General features: G+C 62.2%; 17 protein-coding genes. 5 read left to right on the plus strand and 12 right to left on the minus strand.

The features are described from left to right. Nucleotides 1-262 precede the first annotated feature (262 nt). A complete protein-coding gene (locus tag VJ464_28000; protein ID HKQ08997.1) occupies nt 263-3,871 on the plus strand; it encodes a carboxypeptidase-like regulatory domain-containing protein in 3,609 nt (1,202 codons plus the stop codon). A 62-nt stretch (nt 3,872-3,933) separates the two neighbouring features. Here the strand turns inward: VJ464_28000 and VJ464_28005 are convergent, their stop codons facing one another. Next, complete coding sequence (locus VJ464_28005; GenBank protein ID HKQ08998.1) at nt 3,934-5,091, minus strand: TlpA disulfide reductase family protein; 1,158 nt, start codon at nt 5,089-5,091, stop codon at nt 3,934-3,936. 269 nt (nt 5,092-5,360) lie between these two features. Here VJ464_28005 and VJ464_28010 point away from each other — a divergent pair, with 269 nt between their 5' ends. Next, nucleotides 5,361-6,119, plus strand: a complete 759-nt coding sequence (locus VJ464_28010) for a hypothetical protein (protein ID HKQ08999.1) — start codon at nt 5,361-5,363, stop codon at nt 6,117-6,119. A gap of 165 nt (nt 6,120-6,284) precedes the next feature. Then, nucleotides 6,285-7,238: a tRNA (adenosine(37)-N6)-dimethylallyltransferase MiaA gene (gene miaA / locus VJ464_28015; GenBank protein ID HKQ09000.1), complete on the plus strand. Its 954-nt coding sequence runs from the start codon at nt 6,285-6,287 to the stop codon at nt 7,236-7,238. 21 nt (nt 7,239-7,259) lie between these two features. Here the strand turns inward: miaA and VJ464_28020 are convergent, their stop codons facing one another. The 3 genes from VJ464_28020 to VJ464_28030 form a co-directional block, all read right to left on the minus strand. Further along, nucleotides 7,260-8,723: a hypothetical protein gene (locus tag VJ464_28020; protein HKQ09001.1), complete on the minus strand. Its 1,464-nt coding sequence runs from the start codon at nt 8,721-8,723 to the stop codon at nt 7,260-7,262. Nucleotides 8,724-8,828: 105 nt separating this feature from the next. After that, entirely contained in the window at nt 8,829-9,443 is a 615-nt protein-coding gene (locus tag VJ464_28025) for a hypothetical protein (protein ID HKQ09002.1), read from the minus strand. 166 nt (nt 9,444-9,609) lie between these two features. Next, on the minus strand, nt 9,610-13,965 hold the full coding sequence (locus tag VJ464_28030; GenBank protein ID HKQ09003.1) for an AAA family ATPase: 4,356 nt from the start codon (nt 13,963-13,965) through the stop codon (nt 9,610-9,612). 275 nt (nt 13,966-14,240) lie between these two features. On the opposite strand from VJ464_28030, the gene VJ464_28035 reads away from it, so the two are divergent. Next, the gene (locus tag VJ464_28035) at nt 14,241-15,044 is read left to right on the plus strand and encodes a carbon-nitrogen hydrolase family protein (protein ID HKQ09004.1); all 804 of its coding nucleotides are present in this window, start codon (nt 14,241-14,243) and stop codon (nt 15,042-15,044) included. 190 nt (nt 15,045-15,234) lie between these two features. Here the strand turns inward: VJ464_28035 and VJ464_28040 are convergent, their stop codons facing one another. Continuing rightward, complete coding sequence (locus VJ464_28040; GenBank protein HKQ09005.1) at nt 15,235-15,387, minus strand: hypothetical protein; 153 nt, start codon at nt 15,385-15,387, stop codon at nt 15,235-15,237. Nucleotides 15,388-15,402: 15 nt separating this feature from the next. Between VJ464_28040 and VJ464_28045 the strand changes: the two genes are divergently transcribed. Beyond that, a complete protein-coding gene (locus VJ464_28045) occupies nt 15,403-15,717 on the plus strand; it encodes a response regulator (protein ID HKQ09006.1) in 315 nt (104 codons plus the stop codon). 28 nt (nt 15,718-15,745) lie between these two features. On the opposite strand, the gene VJ464_28050 is transcribed toward VJ464_28045, so the two are convergent. From VJ464_28050 to pstS, 7 genes are all read right to left on the minus strand, one after another. Beyond that, nucleotides 15,746-17,116 carry an ATP-binding protein gene (locus VJ464_28050; GenBank protein ID HKQ09007.1) on the minus strand — a complete coding sequence of 457 codons (1,371 nt, stop codon included), beginning with the start codon at nt 17,114-17,116 and terminating at the stop codon, nt 15,746-15,748. Nucleotides 17,117-17,224: 108 nt separating this feature from the next. Next, nucleotides 17,225-17,932: a response regulator transcription factor gene (locus tag VJ464_28055; protein ID HKQ09008.1), complete on the minus strand. Its 708-nt coding sequence runs from the start codon at nt 17,930-17,932 to the stop codon at nt 17,225-17,227. 5 nt (nt 17,933-17,937) lie between these two features. Next, entirely contained in the window at nt 17,938-18,597 is a 660-nt protein-coding gene (gene phoU, locus VJ464_28060) for a phosphate signaling complex protein PhoU (protein ID HKQ09009.1), read from the minus strand. 110 nt (nt 18,598-18,707) lie between these two features. Beyond that, a complete protein-coding gene (pstB, locus tag VJ464_28065) occupies nt 18,708-19,631 on the minus strand; it encodes a phosphate ABC transporter ATP-binding protein PstB (protein ID HKQ09010.1) in 924 nt (307 codons plus the stop codon). A 20-nt stretch (nt 19,632-19,651) separates the two neighbouring features. Further along, the gene (gene pstA / locus VJ464_28070; protein ID HKQ09011.1) at nt 19,652-20,488 is read right to left on the minus strand and encodes a phosphate ABC transporter permease PstA; all 837 of its coding nucleotides are present in this window, start codon (nt 20,486-20,488) and stop codon (nt 19,652-19,654) included. Then, entirely contained in the window at nt 20,481-21,470 is a 990-nt protein-coding gene (gene pstC / locus VJ464_28075) for a phosphate ABC transporter permease subunit PstC (protein ID HKQ09012.1), read from the minus strand. The genes pstA and pstC overlap by 8 nt, the downstream gene beginning before the upstream one ends. A gap of 59 nt (nt 21,471-21,529) precedes the next feature. Then, the gene (gene pstS / locus VJ464_28080; GenBank protein ID HKQ09013.1) at nt 21,530-22,603 is read right to left on the minus strand and encodes a phosphate ABC transporter substrate-binding protein PstS; all 1,074 of its coding nucleotides are present in this window, start codon (nt 22,601-22,603) and stop codon (nt 21,530-21,532) included. Nucleotides 22,604-22,972 lie beyond the last annotated feature (369 nt).

Genomic DNA, 22,972 nt, shown 5'->3' on the forward strand with positions numbered 1-22,972 from the left:
AGCGACCATCATATGACTTAGGGGCGTAAAGTTAGTCGCTCACCCCGTTGTTAAAACGGATTGACTTTAAAAGGTAGCGGGGATAACATAGCCGCCATTCCGTAGGTTTGAAGGGGGCGTGCAAGACGAGTAACGTCATGCGCTTCCCAGGCGGGTTATCGTCAAAGACTTCGGCGGCTGAAGCGCCGCCCCATCCGCTTCTCTTTTATTGATTCAACAAAAGAAGGGCACAAGGACACCAATGCGCTTAACAAGAAAAACGTTGGCACTCGGACTCATCCTGTTGAGCATCTATGCTGCGCTTTATGTGCCGCCGGCTGCCGCCCAGTTGGTCTACGGCACGGTCACCGGCCAGGTGGTCAGCTCGGCAGGCGCCACCCCTCTGCCCAATGCCAAGGTGACGATCACCAACGAGGATGATGGGAAAGTCCGCGCCACCTTAACGGATGGCAGTGGCTTCTACCGCGTCACCTATCTGCCGCCGGGACAGTATAAGATCGTCGCCGCGCTCGACGGCTACCACGACGCCAACGTTTCGGCCATCATCCCGCTCGGCGAAATCAGTTACATGCGGCTGCCGAACATCACGCTCTATCCGGCTAACGTTTCGCAACCGGCGCCGGCCATAGCGCCAACCGTCTCGCCTGAAACGCCGGTCAGCACCTCGGACAGCAAGCGGCGCGGCAACTATAACGACGAGTTTTTGCTGGCGCTGCCGCTCGGCGGCACGACCGACATGCGGACGTTTGACGAGCTCGCCTTCTTAACCGCGGGCGTCGCGCCGCCGCCGTATACGCCCGGCGTCAAAGGGCCGGGCATCGGTTTCGGTGTCGGCACGTCGGGGCAGTTCGCCGTCAACGGCATGCGCTCGCGCTCGAACAACTTTTCCATTGATGGCTCGGACAATAACGACCCCGATGTCGGCGTGCGCCGGCAAGGGTTCGTCGCGCTGCTGCCGCAATCGGTCGAATCGATCAAAGAGTTTCAAATCGCCACGCTGTTATGGGATGCCGAGATCGGGCGCAACGTCGGCTCGCAGGTCAACGCCGTGTCGCGCGATGGCGGCAACCGTTTTCATGGGCAGGTCTACGGTTACGTGACCGACGCGCGCTTGAATGCGCGCAACACCTTCGACCTGACCGGCGATCAAGACCCGCTGACGCGGACGCAGGCAGGCTTTGTCATCGGCGGGCCGATTGTTAAAGACCGGACGCAGTTCTTCGGCAGCTTCGAGGCGCTAGAGGTGCATCAATCCATCGAGGAGCACTTCGCGACGCCGCGGCTGGCGGAGCGACGCTTTTTCGACCTGCCGCAATTCAGAGTTCTCAAGCCGGGGCCGGGCTTTGACCTGAGCACCTTTTTCCAAACCGACCTGGGGGCGACGCCGTTGGGGCGCAACCTGCTGTCGTTTTATCCCGACGCCAACAATAGCGCCGGCCCGTTCGCCGCAAACACTTACACCGAGCTGTTGCCGGCCAGCGGCGACGGCACGATCTTTTCGGGCAAGCTGACGCATCAGGTGAACGCCAGGAATTCATTGGCCGGGCGCTATAACTTTACAAACGACATGCGGCTGCTGCCGAGCGTCAACCAGGCGATCCGCTCGACGGTCGAGTCGCACACCAAAACGCAAGACCTGTCGATCATCTTTGACACGCAACTACAGGCGCGGCTGTTCAATCAGGCACGCTTCTCTTACGGTCGCACCCGCCTGCGCATTGCCCCGGTTGCCGACAGCCCCTTCACCTTCTCAAAGCAAAGCACGGAGCAGATCGGCGTGCCGGGCGGCGAGACGCAGCCGGTCATTTCACGCACGCAAGCGATTGGCGAGCTGCAAATCAGCCGCTTCAGCCCTGTCGGTGTGAATGCCACCACCTTTAAGCAGGAGCGCACGAATAATACTTTTCAATACGCCGACTCGATGTCGTGGTCTGTGGGCGATCACGCCATGAAATTCGGCGCAGACATCCGCCGCCTTCAGCTCAACAGCCTGCTTGAGCGCAACTATCGCCCGCAGGTCGTCTTCAGCGATGGCCTGCTGACGCTCGGCACGCTGAACCCGGCGCCGCCGCCGACCTTCTTCGCGTTCACGCCCGGCGCCGGGCCGGTGTTTCTATCGGGGCTGGAGCTTGCGGCGCTCGGGCTGCCTTCATCGATCTTCCAGACGATCACCGCGGGCCCGCCCGACTCGACGACCGGGTTGCGCCTGACCGAGTACAATTTCTTTTTCAATGACAACTGGCGAGTGCGCCGCAACCTGACGATTGATTATGGCGTGAGGTACGAGTACAACAGCGTGCCGCGAGAGGTGAACCGCAGGATTGAAAGCGCCATCGGGCTAGAGAATCTGCCCGCTCCGGGCGGGTCGCTCGCCGACGCGCCAGAGCGCACCTCGGCTTTCAATGCGGCGGTCGCGGCTTATCGCGAAGTCCTCGGCGGGCGGACGCGAATCTTTGAGCCGGACCGGAATAATTTTGGCCCGCACATCGGCTTTGCGTGGTCGCCGGGGTCAACCGGAAGGATGTCAATACGCGGCGGTTATGGGATTTATTATGACGCCATCCTCGGGGCGGTGGTGACGCAATCGCGCAATGTGTTCCCTAACGAGATTCCGCTCAATATAGACCCCGCCTTCACGCAGTTCGATGTCTTCGTGCTGAATAATCCAAGTACGCTGGTGATCCGCGATGGCGCGAAAGGAGCCATCCCCGACATTCCGCTGATCAAGCCCGGAACGCTGAATCAATTCGGCGGCGGCTCGGCCGATTTCGTTGCCTTGATCGGCGCCTTGTTTGCGCAAAACGCCGGCGGCGGCGGGCTGGCCTTCACGCTGCCGGAAAAGAATCTGCGAACCCCTTATGCGCAGCACTGGCATCTGACGCTGGAGCGCGAGCTGTTTGGCGATGCGACGGTGTCGCTGGCCTACGTCGGCACCAAAGGCACCAAGCTGACGCGGCTGACGACGCCCAACCTCGGCCCGAATGTGCTGCCGCAGTTGCAGATCGCCGCGCTGATCAATCTGCCGGGCGTCGGGCAGGTGCCGACGGTGCTGGCCGAATGCGCTCGTTACCAACCCAATGGCAAGTGCGAGATCGCCCCGCCGCGCCCGCAGCCGGCGCTCGGCGCATATCAGATATTCGCAGACTCGGCCAACTCGACTTACCATGCGCTTCAGGTCGAAGGCCGCAAGCGACTTTCACGCGGCTTCGCCTTTACCGCCAGCTACACATGGTCGCATGCTCTGGATGATGTCTCGGACGTCTTCCCGATTGCCGGCGCGCCCATCCTGCCGCAAGATTCCTTCGACCTGCGGCGCGAACGCGCCAGCGCCAACTTCGACATCCGCCATCGTTTCGCGGCGTCGTTCATCTGGGACCTGCCGATCTTTAAAGACGGGCAGGGCGCGGCGCATCGGCTGCTTGGCGGCTGGCAGTTGTCGAGCCTCTTCCAGGCGCAGGGCGGGCAGCCGTTCACGGTCAACCTGCCGATAGACGCGAACATCGACGGCAACCTCACCGACCGGCCTTCGACGACCGATGGGCTGGTGACGGTCGGCGGTCATCACGCGCAGCGGCTGGCGATGGCCGAGGGAAGCGCGGTCACCGATTTCTTCGTGCTGGGGCGCAACGGCTTCGTGGGGCGCAACACGTTTCGCGGCGACAAGTTTATTGATTTAGACATGGCGCTGCGCAAGCTGTTTCACTTCAGCGAGCGGCAGGCGCTGGAGTTTCGCGCCGAATCGTTCAATCTGTTGAACCGGGCGAACTATGGCTTGCCGGTGCGGGTGCTGGGCAGCCCCGGCTTCGGGTCGGCAGCCGAGACGGTCAACCCGGCGCGCACCATTCAGTTCGCCCTCAAGTATAGCTTTTAGAATAAGCGCGTGGCCAAGTCAGTCTTACCCACATCCAGGTGATGCCTGGTTAGATTTGTGGCTCAATTCTTCTTCTTCTCGCCTTCGGGCAAGCGGCGCGGCTCGTAGTAAGGCTTGCCGTTGAGCTTTTTCACTTCGTTCATAAACGTCGTGCCGTAATCGCGCTCGGCGTCCGAGAGCGCCCATGCCTGCCGTTTATAATTCCAATTATCCGGAGCCAGCCGCTGCGCCTCTTTGAAGTGCGCGATGGCCTCGGCCCCAAAGCCTTTCTTGTAGAGGTACTCGGCGAGCGCAAATTCGGCGTCGGCCTGCGCGCGCTCCGGGTTGGACGTCTTCAGGCGCTGTTTCATCTCTTCCTCACTGAAGACATAGCGGCTGCGGTCGCCATTCTGCGCCCAGTCGCGAATGGCTTCGAGGTAGGGCGCGGCGTCGATGTGGTGAAACGCTTTATAGCGGTCATCAACGTAAGCGACTTCACTGGGGCGAACGATACGGCCTTGCTCGTTGATCCACACCGCCGTCGGCACATTCACCATGCCATAGCGTTGTGTTACCGCGTGCTTCTCGTCAATCAGCACCGTGTAGTCGAGCTTTTCGCGAGTGATCCACGGGCCGGCGTCGCGCGCCCCGCCGGTGTCTTGCGCGATTGAGACGATCTCGAAATTCTTGTCCTTCAATTCCTGGTAGAGCTTTTGCCATCCTGGCAAATCAAAGCGGCACCCTCACCACGAGGCCCAGGTTACCAGCAAGACCTTTTTGCCGCGAAAGTCCGTAAGTGAATGCAGCTTGCCGCCCAGGTCGGGCAGCGTGAAGTCGGGCGCTTCAACGCTCGACATACTGGCCTCGGCAGCCTGTAAACGCGGCCCGAAGTACCAGACCCCGCGCGCCTGGTCAAAGGCCGCCGGCTGCTTGATCAGCCGGGCAAAGGCGCTCAGGTTGAACCACGAGGCCGCGCCCTTCTTCGAAATAAACTCGGCCCTGCGCGACTTCGGCAGCGGGAAACAGAGCGTGTCGCGGCAGACGCCTTGCGGTTTGACCTCGAAGCGCGTGGCCCGCTTCAGGTCGGCCATCGTCACCCACAAATCAGCGGTTGCCTCGGCGGATGTCGCCACCTCAGTCGCCACACCGTCGTAGATCACCACGCGGCGGCCCTGATCGGCGGCTTCGACTGCCGCGCAGATCAGCCCTAACAACAGCGCAGACCATAAAAGTCTCAGCATAGATCGTCTCCTTGCTACCACTGGCGTGCGTTCACCGTTCCTGTGCGGGCTCGTAATGGCTGCGATCATACACAAAGGCGAGAGCCGAGGCAAGCAAGTCGATCATGGCCGGCGCGCTTTCAGAGAAACTCGGCGCGGCCTGCCGGATCGAGAAACTCGGCGCGCCGCCGCGTCGTAGACATCCCTGTGAGTCGATCTATGGTTGACCCTGAGGCTATCCGTTGTTAGACTCGACCGCAATTTACCGTTTCGATTCTGGAGGAGCCAACGTGAAACGCATCAAACTGACTTTGCTCGTTATCGCATTCGTTACCGTAGTGGCCATGGCCCAGACACCGCAGTCGTCGCCGCCGTCGCTCACGGACACTCGGTTTTCGGTCAACACCCTGCTGCGCGAAGACATCTTCGCCGGCTTTCTGACCGACGATATGGCACGCTTCGCCAGGGGCGAGAAGAACCTTGAAACGCTGCTCGTACAGCGCCCCGATGCCAAATCGACGCTGCTCGCCTGGAAGGCCGGCGCCGCCTATTACCGCGCCGTGCGCGCTTACGAAAATAATCAACGCGATGAGTTCGAGAAGACCTACCGCCAGACGCTCGACCTCCTGACACAGGCCCGCCAGGCCAACCCGCAGGACGGCGGCGTCTATGCCATCACAGGCGGCGTCAACGTGATCTTCGCCGACCGATTGCCGAAGGAGTACCGCGCGGCGGCGTGGTCGCAAGCCTACGACTCTTACCAGTTCCTCTGGAAATTCCAGGGCGGCGGCGTGGACAAGCTACCAGTGCATCTGCGCGGCGAGCTGCTCGGCGGGCTGGCAATGTCGGCGCAACGCACGGGGCACACGCAGGAGCTGGATCAGTACCTCGACAAGATCATTGCGGTGCTTGGCGGCACGCCTTACGAGTCGGTTGCCAAACAGTGGAAGAAGAGCCCCGAGGCGGCGGCTAAAGGCAGCATCACATGCCTGACCTGCCATGATGCGGGGCGACTGGCGGCTCGCCAGACCGCGCTCAGCCAGCAGTGAGACGCCGTTCCCGGAGCCCGGGAACGCCATTCAGCGCGCAGACTCCGCCATTGGTGGCGGAGTCTGCGCGCTTTCGTATAATGATCCAACTCGCGCTGCTCACCGTCTGCTGACGCAGGTGGCGGGCTTGTCATGCCTTCGTAAGGGTTGTTACCATCGCCAGCAGTGAGCGAGCAACCCACAGCGCCCGTCATCCCCGCCATTGTCGGCCCGACCGCTTCGGGCAAAAGCGATCTCGGCATCCGCCTGGCGCTCGCCTTCGACGGCGAGATCATCAATCTCGATTCGGTGCAGGTCTATCGCGGCATTCAGATCGCCACCGCCAAGGTGCCGCCCGATGAACGGCGTGGCGTACCGCATCACTTGATTGATGAGGTCGAGCCGACGGCCAACTTCACGGCAGGCGAGTACGGGCGGCTGGCTGCCGAGAAGATCGCCGAGATTGAATCGCGCCGCCGTATGCCGCTGTTGGTCGGCGGCACAGGCTTTTACCTGCGCGCCCTGGTCAGCCCCTTGTTTGAGAGTCCGCAGACCGATCTGCATTTGCGCGAGCGGCTCAGCCAGCGGCGCGACGAGCGTGGCGCGCAGTACCTTCATCGCTTGCTTAACCGCATAGACCCGCGCGCCGGCTCGCGCATCAGCCCGCGCGACTGGTCGCGCTCGATGCGCGCCCTGGAATTCTTCTTCCAGACCGGTCAGCGCATCTCTGACGAACAGCCCGACGCGCCGCCGCCACCCGAGTTTGCCGCGCGCATCCGCGTGCTGGCGCTCGGGCCGCCGCGTGAAGAGCTATACTCGCGCATCAACGCCCGCGCCGAAGCGATGTTCGAGCGTGGTCTGGTCGAAGAAGTGCAAGCGTTGATCGCTGAGGGCGTGCCGCCAACCGCGAAAGCCTTTCAAGCGCACGGCTATCGTCGCGTCGTCGAGCACCTGCTAGGCCGCCGCACCCGCGAAGACGCGCTTAATCAGATGAAGCTCGACACGCGGCATTATGCGAAGCGACAACTGTCGTGGTGGCGCGCCTGGCCCGACGTGAAATGGCTCCAGCACTTTGGCGAGGAAGACGCGGCCTTCAACGAAGCAAGCGATTACCTGCGCGAGCTGGAACAACAGGACTGAGAACGGCCTCCTACTCCCTGCCTACTGCCTACTGCCTACCTCTGCAATGATGGCTTCGATGGCCTGGTCGAGGTTGTAGGCTTCGAGGTCGGCGTGCTGGCGGGTCAACAGCCAGCGCAAGCCTTCGGCGGTATGCTGGCGAACGCGGTCGGGCTGGGCGTTGGCGCGCGCGGCATTATCAATGGCCTGCGCCAGCGCTTCGCTCAGGCCGACGATGAATTCATTGGCGCTGGCATTGCCGACGAAAACGATCTCGCCGGCCAGGTATTCAAACTCGCTGCCGAAGGGATCGAGGAAGGCGTAACGGTCGGCGACTTTCAACTGCCCGGCGCGCAGATGCATCGTGAAGCTGTCGCGGCTGCCGGCGGCGCGGATGGATTCTTCGACGGTGCGAACCATCTCGCCCATCAGCCGCTTGATCTCGGCGAAGGCGACCGCCTGGCTGCCGCGCTTGAGCAAGCCGGTGGCGCTCAGATCGTCCGGCATCAATAAGAGATCGTCGGTCGAACGTCGCGCCTCGTCACTGACGGCTGGCTTCGACGGCTCATCGCTCATTTCAAGCAAGGCGTCATTGCCGATTGCTCCGTATAACTCTTCTTCAGCTCCGGTTGCCGATGGCGACGCGGTGCCGTTGTTCGGCGGCTCGCCGAGCGAGCCGGTCAACTCGCGCAAGGCCGACGCCGCTTTGGGCGCGACTGGCACACCGCGCTCGGCTGGCAGGTCATCGGTCGTCGCCGTCGTTTCATCGAGCGATAATGACTGGAAGACGGCTTTGGCTTCTTTGACGACTTCGGATATGTCGCCCGGCGCGGCGGTCTGAGCTTCTTCCTCCGCCGCCTCAAGCGACTCGTCGTCTGCCGCTTCGGCGGAGCTGCGAAAATAAACGTCAAAGATGCCGCCTTGCGAACGGCCCTCTTCGAGCAACGCCGCGAGCGCCGCATTCTCTGCTGCCGTGGCGCTCTCGTAAGCCTCGCGCAGCGCGCCGTCGCTTGCCGTCAGCACGCGGCAGCGGTCGTCCTTGAACTGCACGAGCGCCGTCTGGCCGCCAGCCATAGTGAACTCGATGAACCACTGGCGGTCGCTTTCGCGCGACAGCTTGGTGACGACCTTTTCAAAATCAACGAACTCGGTGTTGAGCCGGGTGTAGAGCGCCTCGGCGGTCGCCCGCCCGCCAATCGCTTCAGCGTTTTCAGCCGAGTAACGATAGACCGAAACGCGCCCGCGCTCGCCGCGGGCCGCCGCGGCAATCTGCGCCACGGTCGCGCGCGCATACTCGTTTGCCGCTTCGGTGTCGTCGCGGCGGCGGGCAATCAGGCTCGCCGCAACGCGCCCGCGGGCAATGATGATATGCGCGTCCGCGTTGCGCAGCGTGACTTCGACCACTCCCGAAAAACCGCCGTCGCAGAGGTCGGCGATCAGGCGATCAACCAGTACATAGCTCGTCGCTAGATTTTCATGGAGGGCGGTGCCGCGCGGAATAAACATAACAGAAATCGTGGTCAGGAGTCAGGAGTCAGAAGACAGAATGGAAGAGGAAGTCGGCTTCGCCTCCGGTTCTTATTCTGACTCCTGACTTCTGACTCCTGACTTCTATTTCCTCATCGTGGTTTTGTATTTGCCTTTTTTGATGTCGCTGACGATCCGCGCGGCGTGGTTGCTGGCGATGAGCGGTTGCGTCGGGCTGGTGGCGACCTCTTGCAGCTTGGCCAGCAATCGCGCCGGCTCGGTGATACGTTGCAGCCGCAGATCATTATCGATAGCGTCGAGCAAGCGCGGCAGGTCGAGGGGCTGGTATTGTTCGCTGGTCTCGATGTCGAACAGGTGTATCTCTTCGGTGGCGATGCCGCGAAAGATCTCGGCCAGCTCTTTGATATCGTCGTTCTGCGTATAGTTGAAGCGCGCCTTGCGCTCGCGCCCGTTTTGCCGCAAGGCGAGCGTCATCCAGCCGAGGTGTGAAAAATCTTTGTCGGCCTGATAGTCGTCGCTCGCATCGATAAACCGCGTCACCTCGAACAACTGGCGAATGCGCGCCAGAGTCGCCGGCAGCAGCTTGAATTTGTGATCGAGCACGTCGTCAGATTCGCCGCGCTGAAAGCGCACCTCGCCCGTGCCATCCGCCGCCAGATCGATTTCCATCATCGGCACGTAAAAGCGTTTGTTCTCGAATTTGTAATAAACGCTCCAGCCCGGCTGCGCTGACCCCACAGGCGTCGGCGCAAGGCAAAAGGCAAAAGGCAAAAAGCAAAAGGTAAAAATGCAGGCCAACCGGTAGCGGCGTGCCGCATCGCTGACGAGAAGGCAGAGGGTGTCACTGTTCTGCAACTTTTGCCTTTTGCCTTTTGCCTTTTGCCTTTTGCCTTCTTGCATGGCTTTATTCAAACTTGACGGACACCAGTTTGGAAACGCCCGGCTCCTGCATGGTGACGCCGTAGAGGGCGCGCGCCGATTCCATCGTTCGCTTGTTGTGCGTGATGACCAGGAACTGTGTCGTCGCGCTCATCTCGGCGACCTTCGTCGAGAAGCGCCCGACGTTCACTTCATCGAGCGGCGCGTCGACCTCGTCGAGAATGCAGAAGGGCGACGGGCGATATTGGAAGATGGCCAGGACCAGCGAGATGGCCGCCATCGCTTTTTCGCCGCCCGACAGCAGCAGCACGTTCTGCAAGCGTTTGCCCGGCGGTTGCGCGATCAGATCGATGCCCGACTCCAGGACGTCTTCTTCATCGATCAAGATCATCTCGCCGCGCCCGCCGCCGAACAGCTCGACGAACATCTGCTGGAAGTTTTGATTGATGTGAGTAAAAGCATGGCGGAAGCGTTCGCGCGAGCGGCGCTTGATCTCGGTCAGCGCCTCTTCGGTCAGGCGGATCGATTCGAGAATGTCGGCGCGCTGCTCGCTCAGGAACTTGAATCGCGCTTCGGCCTCTTCCAGCTCTTCGAGCGCCATCATGTTGACCGGCCCCATGTCATCGAGCTTGACCCGCAACTCCGCCAGCCGGGCGCGCGCCGCTTCAACGTCAGTTGTCAGTTGCCAGTTGTCAGTTGCCGGTTGCGGATCGTCGCCAGTCTCTGCCGGAGCCACCGTATCTTCGCCGCTGTCAGTGCTGGACGCATCAGAGGAAGCGGTTTCTTCTTCTGACAACTGAGAACTGGCCGCCGATAACTGCCGGCCGGCGGCTTGCGCCAGCTCGACGCTCGTCACCACGTCGGCCAGCGGCATCGCCAGCTCCGCGAAGCAAGCGCGCGTCAGGTGCTCGGCCTCCGATTCGATGCGAGCGCGCTCGACTTCAAGTTGACCGCGGCGGTCGCGCACGCTGTCGGATTGTTGGCGCAAGTCGGCGAGCAAAGTCTCCAGCTCATCAACGCGGTTGCGCGCCGCGGCCATCTGCTCGCTCGCGGCATGAATCTTTTCGGCCAGCGCCTGACGCCGGCGCTCAAAGCCTTCGGCGGCGTTGCGCGTTTCCTCCCACGATGCGCTGATCTGCTCGACGCGGCTGTGGCTTTCATACAGCTCGACGCGGTTGCGGTTGATGCGACTGCGCAGCTCTTCGGCTTCCGACTCGATGCGGCGTAATTCAGCGCCGGCAGCCTGCAAGCGCTCGGCCCGCGCCGCGACCCCTGCGCGCGCCGCCGACAGTTGCTCCGCCATCTGCTCGACTTGCGCCCGCAATTCGGCGAAGGCGCTCTGCCGCTCGGCGAGCGACGACTGCACCGCAGCGCGCGACGCTTCAGCTTCCGCCAGCTCCCCGGACAGTGCGTCGAGCCGCGCCTCGACCTCGCCCCGCTCTTCGGCGGCCATCATGATTTCCGCCTCGACGACGCGGACGTGCTGCGCCGCACGTTCAAGATCGCGCGCCAACCCTTCAAGCTGTGACTGGCGGGCGGCGGCCCCCTTCTCGTGCTGCCGCAACTCCTGATCGAGCTGTGCCGCTTCGCCTTCGAGCGAATCGCGTTCGCCTTCTGCCTCGTTCAGCTCGGCGGCAATGCGCTCGTCTTCCGCCGCGAGCGTTTCGGTGCGAGCGCGGAGCTCTTTGATCTCGCGCTTCAGCCCGAGCAGCGAGGTGTTTTTCTGCCCGGCCTGCGCTCCCGTGACGATGTGGCGACCGTTGACGACCTGTTCGCCTTCGTACGTGACATAGGTTACAGACGGGTTTTCGATTGACAGTTGCAGCGCCGCTTCGATGTCGGGCACGACCGCCGCCGCGCACTTGTCGGGGAAGGCGCGCTCGACGATGGCCTTGATCTCGCGGCGCACGTTGAGCAGATGAATGGCGCGCAGCACGTCGAGTTGAAATAACGGCGCGGCTTCCGCCGGCTCGTCCCGTCGCTGTGCGATTTCCTCTTCATCGAGCTGTCGCTCGTCTGCGGTTTCGTTATCCGCCGCTTCGCTTTCAAACGGCAGGTCGTCCATCGGCGAATAATAGTCGATTTCGGCGGCGGCATAATCGGCCAGCGGCTCGACCAACGAGAAATCCGCCGGCGGCAACTGCCGCTCAATGGGAATGTAGTCGCTCGCGAAGCGCGAGCTGGTGTAAGGCGTGCTGCTATCAACCAGCCAGCGCTCGATGTCGGCGGCGGTGTGGCCGCTTGCTTTGTCTTCTGAGTGGCCATTCCCACCGTTGCCGTTCGCCCCCGCGTCTCCGCGTCCCCGCGTCTCCGCGTCTCCGTCCTCCTCGCCGCCATGCAGGCCGACGACCAGGAAGGCGCCGCGCCCGAGTTCTTCCGATTTAATGAACTCAACGCCTGCCAGCGCGTCGTCAATCGTCGGCACCAGCATGCATTGCAGCTCGCGCCCGAAGAGGCTTTCGATCAGCTTTTCGTACTGCGCTTCGACTTCGACGAAATCGGCGAGCGTGCCGAGCGCGTTGATGCGCGCCGCCTGCTCAGGCGACAGCACCTGCTGCACGGTGTCCGAGTAATAGGCGTGGTGCGCGTCAAGGTCTTCGAGCGAGCGCAGGCGGTGTTCGGCGGCGGCGCGCTCGTCGTGCGTGCCTTGCAACTCGTCGCGCCGCCGGTTGACCTGATTGCGAATCGTCAGCAAGTTGGCGGCGCGCTCGGCAATGTGCGCCGTCAGCTCCGTCAGCCGCGATTGGTCGCGCTCGACTTCAGTGCCGACGCGCTGATGTTCGTTTTCGGCCTCATCGTGTCGAGCGGCGGCGCGCTCCTGCTCGCCGCGCAGGTTGTTCTGCTTGAGGTCGAGCTTGCGCAAAGCGTCGTCGAGGCTGGCGCTCAAGTTCTTGAGCCGCTCGGTGACGCCGATCTCGGTCAGCATGCGCTGGCGCAGTTGCTCGATCTCGCCTTCGGCTTCGCGCACATGCGCCAGTTCCTGTTGATAGGCGGTCTCGTGCGCCAGCAAATCGGCCTGCTCCGCGACCAGCTCGCTCTCAAGCGTTCGCATCGCCCGCGAGCGGGTTTGTGAGCTTTCTTCCAGCCCCCCGAGCCGCGATTCCAGCCCCTGTTGATCGCGATCCAGCTCGGCAATACGCGTATTCAACTCGCCGAGTTGCTGTTCTTCAAAGGCGCGACGGTTACGCGCCCGGTCGGCTTCGAGCTCGATGGCCGCGGCCTGCTCGCGCAACCCTGTCAGGTGGTCTTCGGCGTTGCGGGCTTCGCTGGCGACGGCGCGATGCTCGGTCTCATGTTCGACAAGCTGGCTGTCGAGCGCGCCCTTGTTGGTCTCAATCGCTTCCAGCTCGCGGGCCACCCGCTCGATTGATTCGTTGAGGCGGTAATAATCGGCGGTGAAGACGACCTTGAGCAGCGCCCGCATCTCTTCGCGCAAGCGGCGATAGCGGCGAGCTTTCTGCGCCTGGCGCTTCAGGCTGTTCACCTGGCGCTCGACTTCGCTGATGATGTCGTTGAGCCGCGTCAGGTTCTGCTTGGCCGATTCCAGCTTCAACTCGACGGCGCGCTTGCGCGACTTGAACTTGGTGATGCCGGCGGCCTCTTCGATGAGGGCGCGGCGGTCGAGCGGCTTGGACGAAAGAATTTGGCCGATACGCCCCTGCTCGATAATGGCGTAATGCGCGCCGCCCAGACCCGTGCCGGCAAACAGGTCTTGAATGTCGCGCAGCAAACAGGGGCGCCCGTTCATCAGGTATTCGCTATCGCCCGTGCGGTAGAGGCGGCGACCGACGGTGACGCGCTCGCCGGCAGAGATGGCAATCTTCGTGCGCTTGCGCTTCTGGTATTTGCGCGCCTGTTCGCGCTTGCTTTGTAGCGCGGCGTCCGCGGCGTCGGCTTGCGCTTGATGATCGCCGGCCGCTTCCTGCTCGGCGCTTGCCGCCTCAGTCGGCAGAGCGTTTTCGGCGGGCGCCGGCGCTTCGGCAGCCGGTTCGCCCTGTCGAGTTTCGGCGACCAGAGCGCGCGCCGCCGCCGCCGCTTGCTCGGCTTTCGAAACCACGGCGTCGTACTCGTCTTCTTCTTCTTTACCGGGTTCGGTGTCGCGCGCCGCGATGTCTTCGATGGCGACCATCGTAAGCAGCACTTCGGCCATGCCCTGCGGCTTGCGGTCGCGCGTGCCGTTGAAGATGACGTCTTCCATTTTGCCGCCGCGCAGGTTCTTGGCCGACTGCTCGCCGAGCACCCATGATATGGATTCCGCGACGTTTGATTTTCCGCAGCCATTCGGGCCGACGACACCGGTGATGCCTTCGCCGAAGACCAGCGCGGTCTTGTCGGCGAACGATTTGAAACCGTGAATTTCGAGTTTTTCGAGTCTAAACATCCGCTGCTCCGTGATCGCGTGCGACCACAATTAATTGAGTCCGTCTATAAATCAGCCACACTATAGTGTTGTCGAATTGGCGCTGTCAAATCAGAGCACGAGGCAAAATCTCGCGGGCGATTGGCGCATGACCTGCTGACCATCGGGAGAATCATTTTATCCCGCCGCCGCCGCTATCGGCAACAAACATCTGAGATCGATCCGGCGCGCATTTGAACCGCAGAATGCCGCCGAGTAAAATCGCCGCCAGCATCTCATCGTTTCGGAGGTTGGCTATGAAGATTGCCCTGGCATCACCACGCATCGCCGCGACCGTGGATGATGGCTTAGAGAAGATCAAGCGCTTGCTGGCGGAAGCGGCGGACGGGGGCGCAGAGATCGTCTGTTTCCCGGAAGCCTATCTCCCAGGTCTGCGCGGACAGGATTTTGAAGTGCCGCCCTTTGACCTTTCGCAGCAAGAACGCGCGCTGCGGGCGGTGGCGCAGTGGGCAGCAATCTATCGCGTGGCGACGATCCTCTGCATGGAACGGGTTATCGAGGCGGGCCGGCAGATAGCCGCTTTCGTCATTGACGCTCGCGGCGAGGTGCAAGGATACCAGACCAAGAATCAACTCGACCCGAGTGAAGATCGTTTCTATGTGCCCGGCCATACACGGCAGCTCTTCGCGGTCAATGGCCTGAAGTTTGGCGTGGCGATCTGCCATGAAGGCTGGCGCTATCCTGAGACGGTGCGCTGGGCGGCGACGCGCGGCGCCAAAATCGTCTTTCATCCGCAGCACACCGGCGGCGAGCAAGCCGGCGTCCGTCTGAGCGAATGGGGCGCAGCCGGCTCACCTTACTACGAGAAGGCGATGATGATGCGCAGCATCGAGAACACGATCTATTTTGCCAGCGTCAATTATGCTTTACGCTTTCAGGAATCGGCGACCAGTCTGATCGCCCCGTCGGGCCTGTGCCAGGCGCACTTGCCTTATGGCGAAGAAGGCGTGCTGGTCGCGGCGATCAATGTTGAGGAAGCGACGGGTCTGCTGGCCGCTCGATACGCCCCCGAGCGTTATCAAGAGGTCACATCAGAGTGAGCGATCATTCAAGATTTTCCATCATTCGCAGCCGCCGGCACGGAGAGGTAATAGCCGACACTGGACATGTTCTCTATAGCGATTCCGAATGGCGCGAGCTTCTGGCGCATGCGAGAGATGTGGACGCGAAGCGTAGCCCGATTCAGCGGCTCATGATTTCCCCACGCCGATTGCCAGAGGTCGCATGACTTCACCAGGCGACCGGGATTTCTTGCGAGCCGCGATAGAAGTAGAAAATCTTTAAGCGGAAGCAAAACGCGCTTTCCGCCACAGGCGACATAGTAGTTGTCGTGCTCGACGCGCAGAAGCCCATCATCATGAACATCGTCTTCCCAATGAACATCGTGTTGCCGATCCGCTGGCTTCGACTGATCCGCCTGACTCCGTGATTACCGATATCTGCATGCCGAAAGTCAATGGCCTTGAGCTTATCAGGCAGATGAAAGCGCAACCGACGCTCAAGCGCGTGCCGATCATCGTCATCAGCTCCGCCGAGCCCCGTGATCTGCGACAGGCGATTGATCTGGGGGCGCGGGCCGCGCTCCCCAAGCCCGTTGAATACATAGACCTGCTCGATTGTCTCCGCGACTGCCTCGCGCCCGGCTATGAGACAAGGCGGCGGGTGAGAAGAGGCGCGCTTTCCAGGGCAGCCTGGGAACGTCGGTTTTCGTGATTGGCAAAGCCCTCGAACCGACGCCTCGCTATCGGGGCGATTTTCCATTCGGTGAGGCGGCGGGTGTAGAGGCGAGCGGCAGTGTGAAGGTGAAGCGCGAGCCATGACCCAGCTCGCTGCGGACGCTGATCTCGCCGCCGTGCGCCTGCACCAGATGCTTGACGATGGCTAGCCCAAGCCCGGTGCCTTCGGTGCGCCGCGAGCGCGATTTGTCGGCGCGATACAGCCGCTCGAAGATGCGCGGCAAGTCCTGTGCGGCGATGCCAACGCCAGTGTCTTCGATGTGAATCATCGCCCGCCCGTTCTGCTGCTCGGTGTTGATGGTCACGCGGCCTTCGGGGCGGTTGAACTTGATGGCGTTGTCAATCAGGTTATAGAGAATCTGTTCGAGCCGGGCGCGGTCGGCCATCACCAACAGGTCATCAGGCACCTCGATGTTGACCGCAATGCCTGCCGCGCCGCGCCGCGCTTCGGCCAACGACAGCACATCGCCCAGCACGCCGCGCAAACGCACCGGGCGCGGCTCAAGCGTCACCTTACCCGATTCAATCGCCGACAGGTCAGAGATGTCAGAGATCAGCTCGCTCATGCGCGCCGCATGCTTGTGGAGCCTTTCGAGGAAGCGGACGTTATGGTCGCGGTCGTCAATCGCGCCGTCGAGCAGCGTCTCTGAGTAAGCGAGGATGGCGGTTAGCGGCGTGCGCAGCTCGTGCGAGAGGTTGGCGAAGAACTCGCGGCGCACGCGCTCCAGGCGCTGAAGCTCGGTGATGTCGAAGAAGACGCCGACGGTCAGGGAATCGTTCAACGGCGTGACATTCAATTGATAGCTGCGGCCTCCGACCTGGGCCATCTCGATGAGCGTTTCGACCGCCGCGTGCTGATCGAGCGCCTGACGAAATGCCTGATGAATCAGCGGGTCGCGCGTCGCTTCGATCAAGCGCAGGGGAGACGCGGAGACGCGGAGACGCGGAGACGCGGAGACGGTCGTTCGGTGATCGTCTGCCTCTTCTTTCCCCGCGTCTCCGCGTCTCCGCGTCTCCGCGTCCCTGGAAGGCAGCTTCACGACGCGGGTCGCCGCGTCATTGTAAAGCACGATGCGCAGGTCGCGGTCAACGATCAACACGCCTTCGCGCATGGTCGCCAGTACGCCTGCCAGCAGATGATTGGTCTCTTCGCTCATCCGTGTCTGCCGCTCGATTTCAGCCAGCGCCGCGCCGTAGCGCGACAGCGCATAGCGCGAGACAACATAGGTCAGCGCCGCGACCACGACCACCGTGACGACGTGCGACACGACGACCGACATGCGCGGGAACATCAGCGTCTTGATCGTCTCGTAGGCGACGAATAAGCCGAACGCCGCCAGCGTCGCCAGCCATATTCGTCGGTCAAGGTCTTTCATATTTTGGATTTTGGATTTTAGATTAGCGGACTGAAGCAGCACCCGTCCGTATGGGTTCTTCAATCCAAAATCGCCGGCGCGTAGCGCCAAGCCATGAAAATCTAAAATTCATTCGCCGTGCTTGCGGTTGTCTACCATGCGATAGCCGACGCCGGTGACGGTTTCGATGATCTGCGGGTCGCCGAGCTTCTGGCGCAAGCGGCGAATGTGAACGTCGAGGGTGCGCGAGTCGCCATAGTAAGTCATGCCCCAAACGCGGTCGAGCAGGGCTTCGCGCGTCATGACGCGGCCCGCGTTGCGCGCCAGCTCCGCCAGCAACGCAAACTCTTTGCGCGTCAATCGCACATCGCGGCCCTGACAGGTGACGCTGAAGGTCGCCGGGTCTATGCGCAGGCGGCCATCATCGAAGACCGGGCGCGCCGGCTCCAGCCCATCGGCGCGGCGCAGCACGGCGTTGACGCGGGCCACCAGCTCGCGCATGCTGAACGGCTTGGTGATGTAATCGTCGGCGCCGAGATTGAGGCCGAGAACTTTGTCGGACTCGTCTGTACGCGCTGTCAAAATCAGGATCGGCAGGCGCGCCGTCGCCGCCTCAGCGCGCAAACGGCGGCAGATTTCCAGGCCGCTCATGTGCGGCAGGTTCAGATCGAGCAGCACCAGGCTGGGTGGGCGTTCGAGGATCAGGTCGAGCGCCTCTTCGCCGGTCGCCGCGACCCGCACACGGAAGCTCTCGCGCTCAAGGTTATAGCGGATCGAATCGGCGATGTCTTCGTCGTCTTCGACGATGACGATGCTGCGGGGTCGAGGTTCTTCCATTACGGCTACCATATCGTGTGCTTGATCACCTGGCCGCGCGCCATATAGACGATTTGTTCGCAGATGTTGGTCACGTAATCGGCGATGCGCTCAAGGTGCTTTAAGACAAAAAGCCATTGCGCGCCGCGCGTCACCGCCGCCGGGTTGCGCATCATCGCTTCGATGACTCCGGCGTAAAGCTGATCGTAGAGGCTGTCGACTTCGTCGTCGCGGGCAATCGTCGTTTGCGCGCGCTCGGGATCGCCCGACGTGAAGGCATCCAGCCCGGCGACCAGCATCTCTTGCACGATGCGGCCCATCTTCGAGATGTCGAGCTGTGCTTCAAGCTCCGGCTCATCGTTCAGGGCGAGCGCGTGCTTGGCGAGATTGACCGCGTGATCGGCGATGCGCTCGATGGTCGGCGCGGTGCGCGCTGCCGAAACCACGAAGCGCAGGTCGCCCGCCGCCGGCTGCTTGAGCACGAGAATGTCAACGCAGAGCTGATCGATCTCCACCTCCATGCGGTCAATGGCGTCGTCTTCGCGGATGACGCGCTCGGCCAGCTCCGAGTCGCGCTCGACCAGCGCCCGCAAAGCCAGCAGAATGGCTTTCTCGGCCGCGCCGCCCATCATCAGCAGCCGCTCGCGCAGCAGATTCAGATTGTCTTCGATCAATCGTTTATGCATATCTCAGTTGCCAGTTGCCAGTTGCCAGTTCTCAGTTTCCGGCCTGGTCCGAGTCATCGCGTAGTGCGAAGCTCCCCGCTGGCAACTGGCAACTGAGAATGGCAACTGTTTCATCCGAATCGCCCGGTGATGTAATCTTCGGTCATGCGCTTGTCGGGCCGGGTGAACATCTTTTCCGTGGTGTTGAACTCGATCATCTCGCCGAGCCAGAAGAGCGCCGTCATGTCCGATACGCGGGCCGCCTGCTGCATATTGTGCGTGACGATGACGATGGTGTAGCGCTCCTTTAATTCGCTGATCAACTCTTCGATCTTCTGCGTGGCGATGGGGTCGAGCGCCGAAGTCGGCTCGTCCATCAACAGCACGTCCGGCTCGACCGCCAGCGCCCGCGCGATGCAGACGCGCTGCTGCTGGCCGCCCGACAGCCCGAGCGCCGATTGCTTCAAGCGGTCTTTCACTTCGTCCCACAACGCCGCCGCTTTCAAGCTGGCTTCGACGCGACCCGCAAGCTCGGACTTCGAGCCGGTCATGCGGTTTATTCTAAGCCCGTAGGCGACATTATCAAAGATCGAGCGCGGAAAAGGGTTCGGCTTTTGAAAGACCATGCCGACGCGGCGGCGCAGCAAGACCACGTCGGTTCCGGGCGCGTAGAGGTCTTCGCCGTCCAGCGCCACGCGGCCTTCGACGCGCGCTCCGGGGATCACGTCATTCATGCGGTTGAGCGTGCGGATCAGCGTTGACTTGCCGCACCCCGAAGGGCCGATGAAGGCCGTCACCTGCGCCGCTTGGATGTCGAGCGAGATGTTTTTCAATGCCCGCGTGCGGCCATAAAAGAAGCTCAGGTGGCCGACCTCGATCTTGGTTTCCGCGGCGGCTCCGAGTGACTGGCCGGCGATGGCCGAGGCGGACGATTGATGGTCTGTGCCCGGCTTAAGGCGCGGCTGCACGGTCGGCGCGGGGACGACGATTTGCGGCACCACGCGGGTGGGTTGCGATTCCATTTCGGCCTCTTGCGTGTCAGGTCGTTCGTTCATATTCTTGATCTGGACACGGGTCATTGATAACGATTTCTCGCCAGCACTTTAACGCTGACGTTGATGGCCAGAATCATGCCGACCAGTACCAGCGTCGCTGCCCATGCCATGGCGTGCCACTGTTCGTAAGGCGAGCCGGCGTAGTAATAAATCTGATAGGTCAAAGAGGCGATGGGACTCATGACATCTGTGCTCATGTAGTTATAGCTCAACGCCGTGAAGAGCAGCGGCGCGGTCTCGCCGGCGATGCGCGCGATGGCCAGCATCGCGCCCGTCGCCACGCCGCCCATCGCCGCGCGCAGCACGACGCCGAGGCTCATGCGCCAGACCGGCGCGCCGAGCGCCAGCGCCGCTTCGCGCATGCTCTGCGGCACCAGGCGGATCATCTCTTCTGTCGTTCGCGCCACAATCGGCATCATCAGGACGGCCAGGCTGGCGCCGCCGGCGAGCGCCGAAAAGTGGCCCATCGGTTTGACCAACACCGTCCAGGCGAAGACGCCGACGACAATCGAAGGCATCCCCGTCAGCGTGTCGATCAGGAAGCGCAAGATGATGCCGAAGCGGTTGGTGCTGAACTCGGCCAGGTAGAGCCCGGCCAGGATGCCGACCGGCAGGCCGATTGCCGAGGCGATGCCGATCAGAATCAACGTGCCGACGATGGCGTTGGCGATGCCGCTCCCGGGTTCGCCGAACGGCTTCGGGTCGTTGACCAGAAAGCTGAGGTTTAACTCTCTGACGCCGGTCACGCCGATGTAGCCGAGGATGAGCACCAGCGCGACGATGGCCAGCGCCGCCGCCGCGCTCGTCAGCCACGTCATCACACGGCTCAGGAGCTTGCGCCGCGCCAGGCTATGCATGCGCCACCTTCCCCTGGCCGCGGGTCACGGCGTAGACCAGCAGCCGCGCCGCCGCGTTAATGACGAAGGTAATGACGAAGAGGATCAGGCCCAGCTCGACCAGCGCGTTGCGGTGGATTTCCGAAGTCACCTCGGAGAATTCATTGGCAATCGCCGACGCAATCGTGAACGACGGGTCGAAGAGCGAGGCGGAGATTTCCGGGCGGTTGCCGATCACCATCGTCACCGCCATGGTCTCGCCGACGGCGCGGCCCAGGCCGAGGATGATCGCCCCTGTGATGCCTGAGCGGGCGTTCTGCAAGATGATGCGCGTCGCTTCCCAGCGCGTCGCGCCCAACGCCAGCGCCGCTTCGCGCTGCGCGGCCGGCACGGCGCGCAGCACATCGGTGGTCACGGAGGTAATGATCGGCACAACCATGATCGACAGGATAATGCCGGCGGTCAGCAGCCCCAGGCCGTTGATCTGCCCTTGAAACAGCGGCAGCGAGCCGAACGCTTTTTGCAGCGCCGGGTAGACGTGATCGCGCAGCAGCGGCGCCAGCACAAAGATGCCCCACAGTCCGTAGACGACGGATGGAATCGCCGCCAGCAACTGCACCAGAAAGGCAATGGGCGTGGCCAGCCTTCGCGGCGCGTGCTCGCTGAGAAAGATGGCGATGCCGAGACTCAAGGGCACGGCGATGATCAAGGCGATCAGCGACGACATCGCCGTGCCATAGATGAACGGCAGCGCCCCGAACTCTTCATGCACAGGGTCCCAGATCGAGCGGGTGATGAAGTCGAAGCCGAACTTTTCAAACGATAGCTGCGCATTCATCGCCATGTTGACGACGATGATGACGACCAGCCCGGCGACGACGAGCGCAAACATGAGCGTCGTCAGCTTGAACAACGAATCGGCCCAACGTCCCGAAGCGCGCGCGCGCTTAACCGGGCGCTTGGCAAGCGGCCCGGTGAGCGGGGGCGTTTGTCCTGTCGTCACGGTGTCCATGCGAAACCAGGAGGCTGAGGTCAGTCCTTTGCCTTCCGACCACGGGTCGGCTAGCTGCGCAGCGGCTTGCCCTGAAAGGTGATGGCTTTGATCTTCTCTTCGGCCTTCTTGACGACTTCCGCCGGCAGCGGCGCGTAGGACAACTCTTTAGCCATCTGCTCGCCGTCGTGCGTCGCCCACCAGAGGAAATCAACCAGCGCCTTGCCCTTGGCCTGATCCGGCTGGTCTTTGTAGACCAGCAGGTAGGTGAATGAAGAGATCGGATAGGCCGTCGCGCCCGGCGCGTTGGTGATCGACACGCGCAGGTCATCGGGTATCTGGCCCGCCGCGCCTGCCGCCGCCGCGGTGATCGAATCGAGCGACGGCTTGACCCACGCGCCCGACGCATTCTTGACCAGAGCGACCGGCAGCTTGTTCTGTTCGGCGTAGATCAACTCGACATAGCCGATGGAGTTCGGCGTCTGCTTGACCTGCCCGGTGACGGCTTCGTTGCCCTTGGCGCCGAGGCCGACAGGCCAGTTGGGCTGTGTGCCTGTGCCCGGCCCGCTCTTCCAATCGGGGCTGACTTTTGACAGGTAGTCGGTGAAGACGTAGGTGGTGCCGCTGGCTTCCGAGCGGTGCACGACGTTGATGGCGGCGTCGGGAAGCTGGACGCCTTCATTGGTCGCGGTGATGGCCGGATCATTCCACTTCTTGATCTTGCCGAGATAAATGCCGGCAATCGCCTCGGGCGCGAACTTCAGGTCGCCGGTGATGCCCTGGACGTTATAGGTGAGGATGACCGCGCCGAGCACCGTCGGGATGTGGAGAATTTCCCCCGACGCTTTGGCGAGGTCGTCGTCCTTCATCGGCGCATCGGAGCCGCCGAAATCAACGGTCTTGGCAGTAATCTGCTGGATGCCGCCGCCCGAGCCAATCGATTGATAGTCGAATTTAACGCCGGGGTTGGCCTTGTTGTATTCGCTGAACCACTTCTGATAAATCGGATTGGGAAAGGTCGCGCCAGCGCCTTGAAGGCGCGTTTCGCCGCCTGACCGGGTGCCGCAGCCGGCGAGCGCCAGCGTCAACAGAAAGCAAATCATCAGCGCGGCCAGCGCGCGCACGGAGCGTGAGCGGTATGTCATGAATTGGGGGTCCTCCCGCGTGGGTTTTAGCTGCTTGATCAAGTGAGAAGTATAGGGAAGGCGTGTTACGGCTTTGTAACATGCCTGTGAAGACTGTGTTAAAACTCCGCGGCGGCGCGGCGATCAGCCGGTTCTTTAAGGACGAGGCTCGGGCGAAAATTTTTACTCAGGCTGTAGACATCCTACATAAAAGGGTGTAGGCTTCCTACACCAGGAGGGTTTATGAAGCGTCGTCACCAGAATCGCATCGAGGTGCTGCAAGGCACACTCGACCTGATCATCTTGCAGACCTTGCAGTGGGGGCCGCAGCACGGCTACGACATCAGCCGCGCCATCCGCGTCAACTCCGGCGAGGTCTTGCAGGTCGAC

The organism is Blastocatellia bacterium (genome assembly GCA_035275065.1).
Taxonomy (GTDB): domain Bacteria; phylum Acidobacteriota; class Blastocatellia; order UBA7656; family UBA7656; genus DATENM01.